The 15,889-nt window shown below is 58.2% G+C and carries 11 protein-coding genes; 10 read left to right on the top strand and 1 reads right to left on the bottom strand.

The features are described 5' to 3' along the window. Positions 1–507: 507 nt before the first annotated feature. The gene (locus HFO71_RS10375) at positions 508–1,287 is read left to right on the top strand and encodes an SDR family NAD(P)-dependent oxidoreductase (protein WP_221988016.1); all 780 of its coding nucleotides are present in this window, start codon (positions 508–510) and stop codon (positions 1,285–1,287) included. 130 nt (positions 1,288–1,417) lie between these two features. On the opposite strand, the gene HFO71_RS10370 is transcribed toward HFO71_RS10375, so the two are convergent. After that, the gene (locus HFO71_RS10370) at positions 1,418–2,596 is read right to left on the bottom strand and encodes a DUF4268 domain-containing protein (RefSeq protein WP_221988015.1); all 1,179 of its coding nucleotides are present in this window, start codon (positions 2,594–2,596) and stop codon (positions 1,418–1,420) included. Between the two features lie 146 nt (positions 2,597–2,742). On the opposite strand from HFO71_RS10370, the gene HFO71_RS10365 reads away from it, so the two are divergent. The 9 genes from HFO71_RS10365 (at position 2,743) to HFO71_RS10325 (ending at position 15,886) form a co-directional block, all read left to right on the top strand. After that, positions 2,743–4,293 (top strand): type I restriction-modification system subunit M, encoded by a 1,551-nt coding sequence (locus HFO71_RS10365; RefSeq protein ID WP_221988012.1) that lies wholly within the window; start codon positions 2,743–2,745, stop codon positions 4,291–4,293. Continuing rightward, complete coding sequence (locus HFO71_RS10360; protein WP_221988010.1) at positions 4,290–5,474, top strand: restriction endonuclease subunit S; 1,185 nt, start codon at positions 4,290–4,292, stop codon at positions 5,472–5,474. Before HFO71_RS10365 ends, HFO71_RS10360 begins: the two co-directional genes overlap by 4 nt. A gap of 6 nt (positions 5,475–5,480) precedes the next feature. Then, positions 5,481–6,005 (top strand): hypothetical protein, encoded by a 525-nt coding sequence (locus HFO71_RS10355; protein WP_170282274.1) that lies wholly within the window; start codon positions 5,481–5,483, stop codon positions 6,003–6,005. Between the two features lie 4 nt (positions 6,006–6,009). Continuing rightward, on the top strand, positions 6,010–9,435 hold the full coding sequence (locus HFO71_RS10350) for a DEAD/DEAH box helicase family protein (RefSeq protein WP_221988008.1): 3,426 nt from the start codon (positions 6,010–6,012) through the stop codon (positions 9,433–9,435). Positions 9,436–9,438: 3 nt separating this feature from the next. Then, complete coding sequence (locus HFO71_RS10345) at positions 9,439–10,218, top strand: DUF429 domain-containing protein (RefSeq protein WP_221988006.1); 780 nt, start codon at positions 9,439–9,441, stop codon at positions 10,216–10,218. 299 nt (positions 10,219–10,517) lie between these two features. Continuing rightward, on the top strand, positions 10,518–12,323 hold the full coding sequence (locus HFO71_RS10340) for a DUF6538 domain-containing protein (RefSeq protein WP_221988005.1): 1,806 nt from the start codon (positions 10,518–10,520) through the stop codon (positions 12,321–12,323). Between the two features lie 436 nt (positions 12,324–12,759). Beyond that, positions 12,760–13,959: a phage portal protein gene (locus HFO71_RS10335; RefSeq protein ID WP_221988002.1), complete on the top strand. Its 1,200-nt coding sequence runs from the start codon at positions 12,760–12,762 to the stop codon at positions 13,957–13,959. Then, positions 13,956–14,297, top strand: coding sequence for a gene transfer agent family protein (locus tag HFO71_RS10330; protein ID WP_221988000.1), 342 nt, complete (start codon positions 13,956–13,958; stop codon positions 14,295–14,297). The genes HFO71_RS10335 and HFO71_RS10330 overlap by 4 nt, the downstream gene beginning before the upstream one ends. Further along, positions 14,294–15,886: a phage major capsid protein gene (locus HFO71_RS10325; protein ID WP_221987998.1), complete on the top strand. Its 1,593-nt coding sequence runs from the start codon at positions 14,294–14,296 to the stop codon at positions 15,884–15,886. The genes HFO71_RS10330 and HFO71_RS10325 overlap by 4 nt, the downstream gene beginning before the upstream one ends. Positions 15,887–15,889: the final 3 nt, after the last annotated feature.

Below are 15,889 nucleotides of genomic sequence, written 5' to 3'. Positions count from 1 at the left end.
GCGTGAGGATTTACGGCTGTCTCGTTTGTGCGGATGCCTGCCCCTCACCCTAACCCTCTCCCCGTAAAGACGGGGCGAGACCAACCCCTCATCCGGCTGCCGCCACTGCCAGGGTCGAGCCACACGTCTCGACCCGTCCTTCGGACCCCCGTAAACGGGGCGAAGGGACATGCCGCGCCGGCTTCCTCCATCTCTACCCTCCGTTTGGCACGTCCCCTCGCCCCGTCTTTACGGGGAGAGGGTTAGGGTGAGGGGCAGGCATCCGCACAAACGAGACAGCCGTAAATCCTCACGCTGAGAGGACAGACCTGCGGAGCGCCGCCAGCCATATTACCGAGCGGGAAAATTCATAGCCTCAACCCCGCTCCACATCCCGAAATATCCCGATCGGTAAATTCCCATGGATCCTCACCCTGGGAGGAGCGCGGGAACCCACACCCCAACTCCCGCATTGAGCAACCCAACGAAAGCTGCTTGACTGACGCCACCACCGCGAAGGGAAACCCCATGAGCCGCATTTTCATCACCGGTTCCACCGATGGCCTCGGCCTTGCCGCCGCCCGCACCCTGATGAAGGAGGGCCATGAGGTCGTGCTGCATGCCCGCTCCCGGGAGCGCGCCTCCGCCCTCGCCGAGATTTCGCCCACCGCCCTCGGCCTCGTCATCGGCGATCTCGCCAGCGCCACGGAAACGCGATCGATTGCCGAGCAGGTCAACGGCATCGGCCGCATGGACGCCGTCATCCACAATGCCGGCATCTACCTCGAGCGGAGCCGGAGCGAAACGCCTGATGGACACGCAAAGACGCTGGCGGTGAATGTGCTTGCCCCCTATCTGCTCACCGCATGGATCACCCGCCCCGATCGCCTGGTCTATCTCACGAGCGGCATGCACCGCAGCGGCAGCAGCGCCCTTGACGATATCGACTGGAAGAAGCGGCCGTGGAGCGCCAGCCAGGCCTACTCGGAAAGCAAGCTCTACATCGCCACACTCGCAGCCGCCGTCGCCCGCCATTGGCCGGATGTTCTCAGCAATGCAGTGGATCCCGGCTGGGTACCGACCAAGATGGGCGGCGCCGGCGCGCCCGATGACCTGGAGATGGGGCATCTTACGCAGACATGGCTTGCGGCAAGCGATGCGGGAGCCGCGAAGGTCAGCGGGGGTTATTGGTATCATCGGCAGCGGCGGGAGGCGGCGGCGGAGGTTAATGATGCTGGGTTTCAGGATGCGATGGTGGAGAAGCTTGCGGAGTTGACGGGCGTCCGGCTGTTCGCAGATGGCAGATAAGAACCCAAGGTCGATTGAACGGGCATTCCGCATTTCGAGTGCATTGCACTCGGCCCACGCTGCCGCCTTTCCGCCGTCAGGTCGGCTCGGGCGTACTCATCGTCACTTGGCTGTGGCCTTGATGCCGCGTCTACGTCGATGGATCAACGGATTCGCTCACTCGTGCCAGCTCTTCTGCTGTTTCATCAACACTGGGAATAGAACGTGCATATTGCACTAGTGGCTGTCGGAAAGCCCCTTCCAACTTACGTATGTGCTCCGACAACCAACTGAGCATTTCCGGCCAGTTGTCGACCTCATAGCCGTCGAATGGACGGGAATATGATATGCGGCTTTGTTTCCTCTCGTCGAGCCGAAGCCAACTCATCTCTCCCCCGAATCTAGCCTCGATTGCTGACCTATCCGCTTCGAGCTGATCGAACAGCCACTTGTTTTCATCACGGTCAACACGCGCGAGATTCACTTCGACGCGAACTTCGTCGCGGGCAAAAATCATCGTAAAAGGACAACCTCTGACGCCAGAGCCAGCATTGACCCAATGATCACGACTAGGATTAACATTGGCAAAGAGGGTGATGCCATCCGCGCGCAATCTCTCCAACGCGCGAGCCCAGAACTGAAGCCGCAGTTGATGTCGACGCGTTTGTACGCCCTTTACGTTTGTTTCTTCTACCTCCTTTGAAGAGATGCCGATCATGTAATCTGCAGCCTCCGGAGTTGGAATGATCTGCTGCAGGTCAATGAACAGCTCATCGCCGAAGCTGTAGGGCACGACGCGAAAGCACTGCGCACGGATGCCTCGACTAAGCAACCACAAGACTGTCGCGGTCACCTCGCGGCGGAAATTGGCAGCTATGAACATCATGCGCTGGCCGTTACCGGGATTCAGCACCGTCTCTTGAAGCTCTTCCACCTCCATGAATTCGCAGATGCGTTCGACCGCCGAGCCACCCCCGCAATAACGGTCGAGATACTGCTGGTAGATCTCGATAATCTGCAGCTTGTTGAGCCCCGACACATAGGCGGTGTATTTCAGTGCCTGCCAAGTCACGTCGCGGCCTGAGTCATCAAGCTTGTTCTCGATGACGACGAGGTTGCCCGCCTTGTCGAGCGCAAGAAGGTCCAGCCGCTCACGCGTCTCGTCGAACCCGTCAAACTCTTTCTGGATGATGAGCAGCTCTTCGCCCAGTGCATCTGGCTGGTGCACAAGCCATTCCTGCAGATGATCCCGCTCGCGCAATGCAAGCTCACCGAAACGTCTTTGCGCCAGGCGCGCGATTCTATTTTCGGTTCTATCAACACGAAACATTAGGCCACACTCGCAGGCCTACCGGCCACTACCTTTTTGACGGGCATGCTTTCATCTCGCGATCATTCAACTTCCCGATGCGCCTTCAGTAGCACGGCGTGATGCCGTAGTGTCAAATCCGATTCGGAAGATGATAAGGACCACGCATGCTCACAGGTGAAATTCGCTCGAAGATTGACCAGGTCTGGAATGCCTTCTGGGCAGGCGGGATCGCCAATCCGCTCGAGGTGATCGAGCAGATCACTTACCTGCTCTTCATGCGCGGCTTGGACGACATCCAGACGCGTGAGGAAAACAGGGCCAACATGCTCGGCCGGCCGATCGAGCGGGTGATCTTTCCCGAGGGCGTTTACAGGCAGGATCGTGACGGCAAGGATGTGAGTTATCAGGAGCTGCGCTGGTCGCGGCTGAAGAACGAAGACCCGGCGCGCATGTTCCTGCTGGTGTCGGAATTCGTCTTCCCCCTCCTGCGCGAGATGGCTGAGGCCGGCACCGCGCATTCTGAGCATATGAGGGGCGCGCGTTTCACCATTCCGACACCCGGTCTGCTGGCCAAGGTGGTCGACATGCTGGCGGAAATCCCGCTGGAAGACCGCGACACCAAGGGCGATCTCTACGAATATATGCTCGGCAAGATCGCCTCGGCCGGCCAGAATGGCCAGTTTCGCACGCCGCGCCACATCATCAAGCTAATGGTGGAGCTGATGAAGCCGACGCCCCAGGACGTGATCTGCGATCCGGCATCTGGCACCTGCGGGTTCCTGGTCGCGGCAGGCGAGCATCTGCGTGAGCATCACAGCAAACTGTTCATGGATACCTCGCTGAACAAACATTTCCACAACACGATGTTCCACGGCTACGATTTCGATCAAACCATGTTGCGCATCGGCTCGATGAACATGCAGCTGCACGGCGTTGAAGGCGCCGATATCCGCTACCGGGATTCGCTCTCCTCCAGCCATGGCGACGATGCCGACAAGTATTCGCTGGTCCTCGCCAATCCGCCCTTCGCCGGATCGCTGGATTACGAGACGACGGCCAACGACCTGCTCGCCATCGTCAAGACGAAGAAGACCGAGCTTTTGTTCATGGCGCTGTTCCTGAAGCTCCTGAAGCCCGGCGGACGGGCGGCGGTGATCGTGCCTGATGGTGTGCTGTTCGGCTCGTCGACGGCGCATAAGGCGATCCGCAAGATGCTGGTGGACGACCACAAGCTCGACGCCATCGTCAAGCTTCCGTCCGGCGTGTTCAAGCCCTATGCCGGCGTCTCCACGGCGATCCTCTTTTTCACCAAGACCAATTCCGGCGGCACGGATCACGTCTGGTTCTACGATGTGCAGGCCGACGGCATGAGTCTGGACGACAAGCGCCAGATGCTGGTGGCGGAGGAGAAATTCGGCCCGGTGCCGAAAGAAGCGCTTGGCGCGGACGATCACGCGAAGAACAACCTGCCGGATGTCGTTTCTCGCTGGGCGGAGCGTAACGGCAGCGAACGCGACAATTCGCGCACCGGCCAGAGCTTTACGGTGAGCGCGCAAGAGATCGCCGGTGCAGATTACGACCTGTCGCTCAACAGATACAAGGAAGTGGTGCACGAAGCCCCCGAGCATCGGCCGCCGAAGGAGATCATGACCGAACTGCTCAAGCTGCAGGACGAGATTGCCTGCGGGCTGAAAGAGCTGGAGGCAATGCTGTGAGCTGGCAGGAATTATGTCTTTCCGAGGTTTGCAGTTTCGAAAATGGTGATCGTGGCAAGAACTATCCCGGAAAATCCGCATTGCTTGATGAAGGCATGCCATTTGTCAACGCCGGCGACCTTGAAGAAGGAATGCTGCGAGTCAACGGACTAAGCTACATCTCACTTTCTCACTATCAGAGGCTGAGTAACGGCAAATTCTCTGAGGGCGATTTCTTATTTTGCCTTCGCGGAAGCCTTGGCAAATTCGCTTTTGTAGATCGAGCAATCGAAGGTGCGATCGCTTCATCGCTCATTATCATTCGACCGAGAACTGGATTGCACCCCGGCTACCTAAAGCATTATCTAGCCAGCGACCTATGCAGCAAAGAAATCGCGTCATATGCAAACGGCGCTGCGCAACCAAATCTCGCAGCCAGTTCACTCAAACAGTTTAAAATCCCCCTCCCGCCCTTCGACAAGCAGAAGCAGATTGCGGCGATCCTAGATAAAGCCGATCAGCTTCGCCAGAAGCGCCGCCAGGCCATCGCGCTGCTCGGCAGTCTCACCCAGTCGATCTTTCTGGAGATGTTTGGGGAGCCGGTCAGCAATCCGAGGGGGTTCGCAGTCAAAGAACTCCAAGAAATTGTCGATCCCGATCGCAAGATTACCTACGGCATCCTGATGCCAGGACCTGACGTTCCCGATGGCGTGCCTTACGTCCGCGTCGTAGATATGCGAGATGGCCTAGTGCTTGTTGATCAGTTGCGGCGGACAACCAGTGAGATCGCGAAAGAATACCGGCGATCGTCACTGCGGGCCGGAGACCTGTTAGTCTCAATTCGCGGCCATGTGGGCAGGTTAGCAGTTACTCCTCCAAAATGCGGCGGCGCCAATATCACCCAGGATACGGCGCGACTAGCAATAGCTGGGGCGAACCCACTTTACGTTTCCGCTCTCCTATCAACCAGTGAAGCTCAACATTGGATGTCGCAAAGAACCAAGGGGGTTGCCGTTCGCGGAATAAATCTCGGCGACCTCAAAAAATTTCCCGTGATGCTCCCTGCGATATCTGAACAGAATGACTTTGCGCGGCAGGTTGAACAAAAGCTCAAAGTACTACAACTTAAAGAAGCGCAGTTGAATAGCAGCGAATCGCTCTTCTCCTCTCTCCAACATCGCGCTTTCGCTGGCCAACTCTGAGGTCCCATGACCGTAGGCACCCACAAGCTGACCCTTCCTGCCGAAATGCTCCGGCGAGGCTTTTGGCTCTACGCGTGGAGGGTAGTGGGTCCGGCGGGAGAAGAACTTCTCTATGTGGGCCGAACAGGCGACAATTCGAGCCCCAATGCGTCACCGGCCTATATCCGCATGGGCCAACATCTCGGGTCGCTTGATACTCAGAATGCCCTGCGGAAGCATCTCGCGAAGAGGGATATTTTCCCTGAGCAATGCCGACACTTCGAGCTGGTATGCCATGGGCCGATCTATCCAGAAATTGAAAAGCCGGCGAACTTCAGCCGTGAGGATCGTCTGCTGCGCAAGGAGCTGATGGAAAAACATATCCCGCTGCGAAACATAGTCGGGGCCATGGAAAAGCAATTGGCCAATGATCTCGCGGCGGCGGATTATACGGTCCTCAACACTGTGCCATGGCCACACGATGTCGATCCAGAACTCTGGAAGCCGATCCGCGCAGCTTTCGCCGAGCATTTCCCGAAGTTGAGGGGCTGACAATATGTCCAACTTCGCCTTCCTCGCCGCCGAATTTCCCGAGATCTTCGACAGCGCGAAGCGGGCGGAGGCTTTGGCGGAGGGCGATCCACGGGCGGCGGCTTTTTATGCCCGTCGCACGGTCGAGCTGACCGTGCAATGGGCCTACAAACACGATCCGGGCCTGAAATTTCCCTATCAAAGCAATATCTCGGCGCTGATCCACGAACCAAGCTTCCAAAAGCTCGCCGGCCAGGCGGTGTTCGCCAAGGCCCGCGTCATCATCAAGATCGGCAACCAGGCCGTTCACGAGAGCCGCGAAACGAAGCCCGCCGAGGCGGCGAATGCCGTGCGCGAGCTGTTCCATCTCTGCTTCTGGCTGGCCCGCACCTATGCACGCAAGGACCGCCCCGCCGATGGCCTTGCCTTCGATCCCGTCCATCTGAGCCGCAAGACGGATATAGTGAAGCGCGCCTTCGCGGAGCTCACCCGCATGAAGAGCGAGATGGAGGCGAAGGACAAAATCTTCGAAACCATGCTGCGCGACAAGGCCGATCTCGACGCCGAACTGAAGCGGCTGCGCGTCGAAGTGGCCGCTGCCCGCCATCAGAACGAGGCTCGGCCGGACAATCATGACTATTCGGAGGCCCAGACTCGCGACCTCTTTATCGACCTGCTGCTGAGAGAGGCCGGCTGGAAGCTGGACCAGCCGCGTGACCGTGAGTTTCCGGTCGAAGGCATGCCGAACAACGAGGGCAAGGGCTTCGTCGACTACGTGCTCTGGGGTGACGACGGCAAGCCGCTGGGGCTAATCGAGGCCAAGCGTACCAAGCGCGATCCCCGCGCCGGCCAGCAGCAGGCCAAGCTCTATGCGGATTGCCTGGAAAAGCAGTTCGGCCAGCGGCCGATCATCTTCACCTCGAACGGCTACGAGCGCTGGATCTGGGACGATAACGCCTATCCGCAGCGCGCCATTTCCGGCTTCTATAAGAAGGACGAGCTGGCCCTGATGATCCAGCGGCGGGTGAGCCGCAAGCCGATCTCAGGACTGGCCATCAATAAGAAGATTGCCGGCCGCTACTACCAGACCCGCGCCATCTCCCGTGTCGCCGAAACCTTCGAGACGAACAAACAGCGCAAAAGCCTGCTGGTCATGGCAACAGGCTCCGGCAAGACGCGCACGGTGATCGCGCTGGTCGACCTCCTTATGCGCGCCGGCTGGGTGAAGCGCGTGCTCTTTCTCGCCGACCGCGTGGCGCTGGTGAACCAGGCCGTGCGCGAGTTCAAGCGGCAGCTGCCCGAGACCTCGCCGGTCAACCTGGTTACCGAGAAAAACGCGGAGGGCCGCGTCTTCCTCTCCACCTATCCGACGATGATGAACCTGATCGACGAGCGACAGGCGGGACAAGCCCGTTTCGGCCCCGGCCATTTCGATCTCGTCATCATTGACGAGGCGCACCGCTCGGTCTATCAGCGCTATGGCGCGATCTTCGACTATTTCGACAGCCTGCTCATCGGGCTCACCGCCACGCCGAAGGACGAGATCGACCGCAATACCTATGGCCTGTTCGATCTCGAGGATGGCGTACCGACCGACGCCTACTCGCTCGACAAGGCGGTAGAGGACGAATATCTCGTGCCGCCGCATTCCGTCTCCGTGCCGTTGAGATTCCAGCGCGAGGGCATTCGCTACGACGATCTCTCCGACGCGGAGAAAGAGCAGTGGGATATGCTGGAATGGGACGAGGAGGATGGCGACCCGCCCGACAGCGTCAATGCCGAGGCCGTCAATAAATGGCTGTTCAACGCCGACACCGTCGACAAGGTGCTGGCCCATGTGATGACGGAAGGGTTGAAGGTTGCGGGCGGCGACCGGCTCGGCAAGACGATCGTCTTTGCCAAGAACCAGCAACATGCCGAATTCATCGAAGAGCGTTTTAATCGAGCCTACCCGCATCTTCAGGCAGGGCACTTCGCACGCGTCATCACCTTCAAGACCGACTATGCGCAAAGCCTGATCGACGATTTTTCCAAGAAGGACGGCAATCCGCATATCGCCATCTCGGTCGACATGCTCGACACCGGCATCGACGTGCCGGAGGTTGTCAACCTCGTGCTGTTCAAGCTCATTCGCTCGAAGACGAAGTTCTGGCAGATCATCGGGCGCGGCACGCGGCTCTGCCCTGATCTCTTCGGCCCCGGCGAGGACAAGGAATTCTTCCGCGTCTTCGACTATTGTCAAAACCTCGAGTTCTTCCGCCAGAACCCGCAGCCGGACGATGGCCGCAATGCGAAAAGCCTGAACGAACGCCTGTTCGCCGCCCGCTTTGACCTTGTGCGTGCTTTGGACGAGAAGCACAGGCTAGACGCTTCCGGCATGGCAGAGGCCCGCCAGGAAGGCTATGACGCCGGCAGCGGCAAGCCGCTCAATGAGCAGACAATCCGCGACGAAGCGCTGGATGCGCTGCAGACCTACGTCGCCGGCATGAACTTCGACAATTTCATCGTACGAGCCAAGCGGCGGGCGGTGGAGAAATATAAAGCCAGAGAGGCCTGGAACGAGCTGACAGACGCGGTGCGAGACGAGCTATTCGACGAGGTCGCCCCGCTGCCGAGCGAGGTGAAGGGCGAGGCGGAGGAAGCGAAACGCTTCGATCTTCTGATCTTTGGCCTGGAGCTGGCACTGCTCAAGGGTTCGAAGAGCTTCGACCGGCTGAAGAAGCAGCTGATCGAAATTGCCTCGGCGCTGGAAGAACAGACCGCGATCCCGATCATCGCTGCCCAACATCCGCTGATCCTCGACATCCTCTCCGATCCATGGTGGGAGGGCATTACCGTGCCGCTGCTCGACGTGGTGCGGCTAAGACTTCGCGGCCTCGTGCAGCATATCGAGAAGGGCAAGCGCAAGATCGTCTACACCGATTTCGAGGACGAGTTGGGCCTGGGCGCCGAGATCGATCTGCCGGAGGTCGGGGAAGTGGATTTTGCTCGTTTCAAGCGGAAAGCCCGGCACTTCCTGCGCGAGCACGAGGACCATATTGCCATCGCCAAGCTGCGTCACGGCAGGCCGCTGACGCCGACCGATATAGAGGAACTGCAGGCCATGCTGCTTTCCGCCGGCATCGGCGACGCCAAACACCTGGAGAAGGCAACCGAAATTGCCCACGGTTTCGGTGCCTTCGTCCGCTCACTGGTTGGGCTCGACCGCGCGGCCGTCGCCGAGGCCTTCTCCGGCTTTGTCGCGGGCAGTGGTGTCACAGCCGACCAGATTGAGTTCATCGACATGGTGATCGAGCACCTGACCGAGAAAGGCGCAATGGATCCAGGCCTGCTCTACGAGAGCCCCTTCATCGACGTCGCGCCAGAGGGTCCGCAGCAGGTCTTCGACTTCGAGAAGACAAAAAAGCTCGTCGAGGTGATCAGAGGATTGAACGAGAGCGCGGCAGGATGATTCATGAAGCTCAATGACATCAACCTTCTCGGCATTGATGTCGGCTTCTCTAAGTCCCGACCGACGACCGGCATTGCGTGGAGCACGAATGGCACGTTCGGGGCGGTCAAAACACACACTGATTGGGGACGCCGGCGCCAGCAACTGCCATCAGTAACGGTCTTCTCTGTTATCGCGATCGATGGGCCTCTGGTGCCAACGGGATCGCCGGATCGACTTGTTAGAACGTGCGAACAGGTGCTGGCCCGTGGTGCGTTTCAAAAGCGCTGCAAGCCGGGGTCCAGCCACTTTGGCACTGGGCTTCAATTGAAGCGCGCTGCGCTTGAAACCGCGGCCCAGGTCAGACATCTCAGCTCGCCATCCCCGTTCGCTAACGCCATCCTGGGCGATGTCGCGATCGTGGAAGCTTTTCCTAACGCATTCTTGGGCGTTCTTTTGCCTGATCAGACTTTCACCGCGAGCCGGATCCTGCGCGGCAAGAAATTCGACTGGATGTATGAGCAAGTGGTTGAGGTGGGTGGATTTAGAGAGCTTTTGGCAGTTATAGGCTGGGATGCACCGGATCTCTTGCAGCGCATGGACGCTGAGCGAGATCACGAGAAGCGAGCGGCATACATATGTCTCCTGACAGCAGCTTGTGCGGTGAGTGGTAGAGCTGAAGTCGTGGGCGATGCAGCGAGTGGTTGGATCTGGCTTCCACCTGCTGTTTTATGGGCAGCTTGGGCCGTTGAAGCGGCGACACGAAACCTTCGGATGATTGGAGTCGGATCGCATGCCAGCTGAAGCTCGTTCGCCACGCCTTGCGGTCCTTATTGAGGCCGACAACGCATCTATATCTTTGTAAAGATATCAATACGATCCTATAGTTATCTTTATAGTGACATAGGAGACGACCGGCGCCGCTTCATGCGGGACGCAAAGATCAGGAATAAAACATAAAAATTAGCGTGGCTGGGGCGCCTGGAACAAAATCCAACTTTCTTCAGCGCCTTATTTTCATTTAGTTATTTGTTTTTATTGACGTATTTTTTCAGAACTGTTACGGAATGGTGATACGGAGCACTGTTACGGATACCCCATAAATGGCACGTCTGACCTACCTCGAACGACGCAACGGCACCTATTACGCCCGCGTCGATATTCCGACTGACCTTGTCGCCCATATCGGCAGCGAAGTGCGGAAGAAGTCTCTTCGCACGAAGGACGAGAACGAGGCGAAGAAGCGCCTATGGCCGGTGATTGAGGCATGGCAGACAGAATTTGACGACGTGCGTTCGCGGCGCGATATGACTGCCGATGACAAGGCCCTCGCCGTCTGGCAGCACTACGAGACTACGCTTGAAGGATACGACCGCAAGCAGCGCGCCATGCCGACACCCGACCAGACGGACGCGGAACTACAGCGGCTGTATCGCCGGATCGATATGGGCGAAATCACGTCCGACGACTTCTTCGGCATGGTCAATGCTTATGCCGAATACGAGCTTATGCTTCGCGCCCGCACCGACGATGCGAACCTTCGCGCCCGTCGTCTGGCCGCGAGTAAGATCGCTCTTACGTCTGGCGATACCAAGCTTATCGAGCCGGCAGTGAAGGATTTTATCGCCCGTCACCGTTTGCTCGTGGATGTAGGTTCCGACGAATATCGTGAGCTTTGCGCCCTTATGACGCGGGCTGAAATCGAGGCCTTGCAGCGCACTCTTGAGCGCGACCAGGGCGACTTCACCGGCACCCCTAAAGATCCTCTCGTTAAGCCTGCAACCGGCACCGCCCGCGAAACCGCAGCGCCGGGCGAAACCATTATGGAGCTTTTCGAGAACTACGCTCGCGAGAATCCAAAGAGAATAAGCGCCGATACAATCAGTCAGGCCCGGCGCGATATCGGCACGTTCCTTCAGCACGTTGGCACCACCTGCCCGCCGCATAGGATCGATAAGAAGTCCGTCCGGGAGTGGAAGGCCCTGTTGATGAAGTATCCGGTGAAGGCGACGGAGACGAAGGCGTTTCGGGGCATGAAGCTTGCTCAGATCGTCAAGCACAATGAAACCGTGGGAAAGCCCGTGCTGACGCCTCGCACCGTCAACCGCTATCTCTCCAGCCTCGGCGCGTTCTGTAATTGGCTCGTGTCTCACGGCTACCTTGAGAACAATCCGACCGAAGGCATGTCGCTGGCGAAGGACAAGAAGAAGAAGGTCTTCCCCTTTACGACCGACCAGATGGATGCCCTGTTCAAGTCACCGCTGTTCATCGGATGCCAGAGCGACGAAGCGCCCCGCTTCTGGCATAAGCCGGGCAACATCCTTGTCCGCGATCATCGCTTTTGGGTTCCGCTTATCATGCTCTATTCCGGCGCTCGCCCCGCTGAGATTGCGCAACTCGCCCTGTCTGACGTGCGACAGGATCGCGGGCACTGGATTATGGACATTACGGAAACGACTGACGACGACGAGGAAGACGTTAAGAGCGTCAAGACGGAAGGTTCGCGACGCGTCGTTCCGGTTCACAGTGAACTCGTGAAGCTCGGCTTCCTCGCCTATCATGCCGGCATGAAAGAGGCCGGGCAGTCTCGCCTTTTCCCCCTCGCCGAACGCAATTCGCGCGGACAGATGATTGCCGATTTCAGCCGGGAATTTGGCCGCTACCTCACCCGCATCGGCTTGAAGAAGGGGCGCGGCCTATCGCTCTATTCCTTCCGTCATGGATCCTTCGACGCGCTTCGTCGGGCCGGTTATCTGGACGAGGAGTTTAATTTCATCTTCGGCCACGTGAGCGGCAACAAGGTGACGCGCGGTTACGGCGTCCTGCCGCAGGGCATGCTTGAGAAGCGCACTGAACTTGTGAAGGCGATATCCTACCCCGGATTATCGCTTAAGCATTTGTATTCGTGAAGGCGAATCGCGCGCTAACACCGCTCAGGATGAGTTAAATGTGCAATCCTCACTGTTCACAGGTATTTCCAAAAAAAGGGCAAACCGTAATTTTGCGTAAAATTCATCATTGATATTGGCATTTGATCCTGCCTTGATGTGCGGGCCGGATCGATGGGAGACAGTGGCTAGGTGCTTGCGACACCGTAACCACTGCCTCGCACCTAGTGCCGTTCGGCATGGCGACCCCTGCCTTGAGCGGGGCCAACTTGAGAGCAGCCATCGGGCTCTCATTTTTCCAGCTTACAGCATCATTTCCCCTCATCAATACCTTTGACAAATTTGTAAGAAGTTATGCTTTTATTCCTATAAATAGGAAAAAAATCCTGTTCTGGGATTCACAAGAGAGTCCTAATGTGAGAGAATCCGTCTCAAGTTAATTGAGGACGGATTATTGATGCTTGCAGGATTGAAGAGTGCATTCGGCTTCGGAAACGAGCAGAAAGCAAATGCTCTCAATGAACAGCTAGCATTAACTCTTCTCGATATTCGTTCCACCGCGTCCAATATTCACGTTGGACCCACGAACGCGATGGAAGTTCCCGCTGTCAACTGCGCTATCGGCATTATCTCCGAGAAGACCGGCGATACTCCGTTCAAGTTATACAAGAGCGACACGCGGGAGACCGCCCGCGACCATCCAGCTTACAAGCTTATTCATGACGAAGCCGACGCCTTCACCAGCGCCGCGCAATTCCGCATCAACCTTTCTGTCGACGCGATGCTTCATGACAATGGTCATGCGCACGTCATTCGCTCAAGCGATGACCGGCCTATCGCTCTTCAGCGCCTTGAACCCGGCACCGTGCAGAACCGCACCGAAGATGACGGCACCCCCTACTATGTCGTGTCTGAAAATCGCGGCCAGCGCCGCTATGAATTTACCGACATTCTTCATATTCAGCCGCTCGGCGGCAAGGCACCCATTAAGACGGCCCGCGAAGCTATAGCGCTCGCAATTGCCTTCGAACGCCACATGGCCGGATTGCTGGCAAACGGTGGTCGCCCTTCTGGCATTATCTTGGCGAAGAAGCGCCTGGACCCGGACCCGAAGCAGAAGATTGCCGATAGTTGGTTTTCCACCCACGGCGGAAAGAACGCGGGCGGCACGGCCATCCTCGACGAGGAAATGACCTATCAGCAAATCGCGACAACGCTTGCTGATGCGCAGTTTGCTGAAAACCGCCTTGAGCAAATCCGTGAAATTGGCCGCGCTTTCCGCATTCCGCCGACCATGCTTTTCGAGCTTACGCGGGGAACGTGGTCAAACACCGAAGAAATGGCCCGCCAGTTCTACACCGTCACGCTGAAGCCTTGGCTGACGGCGTGGACGTGGGCTTATTCGAGGGTATTGCTCACGCCGGAAGAGCGCGACCAGTTCTATATCGAGCCGGTTCTTGATGACCTTCTGACGACCGACTTCGCCAAGAAGGCGACCGCGTTCGGCCAGTATCGCAGCATGGGCGTCTACACCGGCAACGAGGTTCGCCGGATGCTCAACATGCCGCCGCACCCGGACGGTGACAGTCTTTCCAATCCTCACATTACCACGACCACGACCGGCCCGGCACCGACCGCGCCGAAGGAAGCAGCATGATTTCCCATACCGCCTATTTCGGTGACGGTGAAAAGACCTTCGCTCTCACCGACCCCATGATTGAAGAGCTTCAGCACAAGACCGGCGTCGGTATTGGTGCGCTCTTTCTCCGCATGACGGTGTCGCAGTTTCACGGCTCTGACATGGAGCATGTCATTCGACTTGCCCTTATCGGCGGCGGCACCAATCCGGCAGAAGCGCAGCGGCTTGTTGATGCTTATGCGAAGAACCGTCCGTTCGATGAAACCTTCCCGCTCGCCCTCGACATTCTGGACGCCCGCTGGAACGGCAAGCCTGACAATTCCGAAGATGAAGGTCTTCGTGAGGTTGCCGAATGACCAACGCGGCAGTTCTCGAAACCAAGGCCGAAGTCTCGATTGACGACGCTGGCACCGTGACCGGTATCGCGTGGCCGTTCGGCAAGCCGGACAGCTACGGCGACCTTATTGAGCCGACCGCATTCAAGTTCGCCCCTGAAGTCCCGATGCTCATGGAGCATGAACAGGGCGGTGGAGCCGTGGGCATCTGGAACTCGCTCGCCGTCACCGACAAGGGCCTTGAGGTAAAGGGCCGCTTGTTTCTCGAAGGTGTCGGCCCCGCCCGCGAGGCACGCCGTCACCTTATTGCCGGCAGCATGTCCGGCCTTTCGATCGGCTACCAGCGCCACGAACACAAGGCCCGCCGGGAAGGCGGGCGTGTTCTTACGAACATCACCGTCACCGAAATCTCGCTTTGCCGTCGCCCGGTCCACCCGGACGCCCGCACCACCGAAGTTAAATCCATCATCGAAGGAATGAGCATGGAAAACGAACTGAAGAATGAACCGGAAGTTAAGTCCGACCCGGTTGCATCCCCCGAAGAAATCAAGGCGCTGAAGGCTCGCATGGACGCCTTCGAAGCCAAGGCGAACCGCCTTCGCCCCGCGAACAACAACCACCCGGACGGCGCAAACGACAACAGCGAGAAGAAGGCGCTGGAATCGTTCATGCGCACCGGCTCGATTGCCGAAGTAAAGGCCATCGCGTCCGACAGCAATGTTGATGGCGGCTACTTCGTCCTGCCGACGACGGACCTCACTATCCGCAACCTGCTTACGGACCTGTCGCCGATGCGCGGTCTTGCCGAAGTCATCGGCATCGCGAACGACAAGTATGAGCGTTTTTATTCGCTCGGCAAGCGCGGCGCGAAGTGGGTTTCCGAACGTTCCGATCGTCCGCAGGACACGGCAACCCCGGACCTGATCAAGCATTCGTATGGCACTGCCGAACTCTACGCCGCGCCGACCACGACCCGCACTTTGCTTGAAGACGCCGCTGTCGATCTTTCGGCCTGGCTGATTAACAACGCTGTTCAGGACTTCGCCGAAACCGAAGGCGAATCCTTCCTGACCGGCGACGGTGCGGATAACTCCCCGAAGGGCTTGCTGACCTACCCCACGGCTTCCGAAAAGGACTTCAGCCGCGAATGGGGCAAGTTCCAGTATGTTCCCGTTGGCGCGACCGCACCGACTGACAAGCAGCTTGCCGATGCGCTGATCAAGCTCGTTGCCACTCTTCGTCGCCCCTATAAGGGCAATGCCGTTTTCCTCATGAACGGCAATACCGCTGTCCGCCTTCGCCAGATCGTTGACGCCACCGGACGCTATCTTTGGGCGCCGACTGGCAATCTGATCGAAGGCGTTGACCATCCGCTTCTTGGCTATCGTGTCGAGATTGACGACGGCATGCCGGACATTGGCTCTGGCGCTCATCCCATCGCTTTCGGCGACTTCCGGCAGGGCTACGTCATCGTAGACCGGCAGGGCATCCGCGTCGAACAGGACTCCACGACCCGGAAGGGCTGGATTGTCTTCGACAGCTACAAGCGCGTCGGCGGCGGCGCTGGCGACTTCAATGCCGTCAAGTTCCTCAAGATCAGCGCCAACTAAGGA

The sequence above is a fragment of the Rhizobium laguerreae genome (assembly GCF_019778565.1).
Taxonomy (GTDB): Bacteria; Pseudomonadota; Alphaproteobacteria; order Rhizobiales; family Rhizobiaceae; genus Rhizobium; species Rhizobium laguerreae.
This window is presented reverse-complemented; position numbering and strand designations above follow the sequence as displayed.

Bases quoted from the DNA above. Each gene is read 5' to 3' on its own strand.
- HFO71_RS10375 (WP_221988016.1), top strand. From the start codon at position 508: ATGAGCCGCATTTTCATCACCGGTTCCACCGATGGCCTCGGCCTTGCC.
- HFO71_RS10370 (WP_221988015.1), bottom strand. From the start codon at position 2,596: ATGTTTCGTGTTGATAGAACCGAAAATAGAATCGCGCGCCTGGCGCAA.
- HFO71_RS10365 (WP_221988012.1), top strand. From the start codon at position 2,743: ATGCTCACAGGTGAAATTCGCTCGAAGATTGACCAGGTCTGGAATGCC.
- HFO71_RS10355 (WP_170282274.1), top strand. From the start codon at position 5,481: ATGACCGTAGGCACCCACAAGCTGACCCTTCCTGCCGAAATGCTCCGG.
- HFO71_RS10350 (WP_221988008.1), top strand. From the start codon at position 6,010: ATGTCCAACTTCGCCTTCCTCGCCGCCGAATTTCCCGAGATCTTCGAC.
- HFO71_RS10345 (WP_221988006.1), top strand. From the start codon at position 9,439: ATGAAGCTCAATGACATCAACCTTCTCGGCATTGATGTCGGCTTCTCT.
- HFO71_RS10340 (WP_221988005.1), top strand. From the start codon at position 10,518: ATGGCACGTCTGACCTACCTCGAACGACGCAACGGCACCTATTACGCC.
- HFO71_RS10335 (WP_221988002.1), top strand. From the start codon at position 12,760: ATGCTTGCAGGATTGAAGAGTGCATTCGGCTTCGGAAACGAGCAGAAA.
- HFO71_RS10330 (WP_221988000.1), top strand. From the start codon at position 13,956: ATGATTTCCCATACCGCCTATTTCGGTGACGGTGAAAAGACCTTCGCT.
- HFO71_RS10325 (WP_221987998.1), top strand. From the start codon at position 14,294: ATGACCAACGCGGCAGTTCTCGAAACCAAGGCCGAAGTCTCGATTGAC.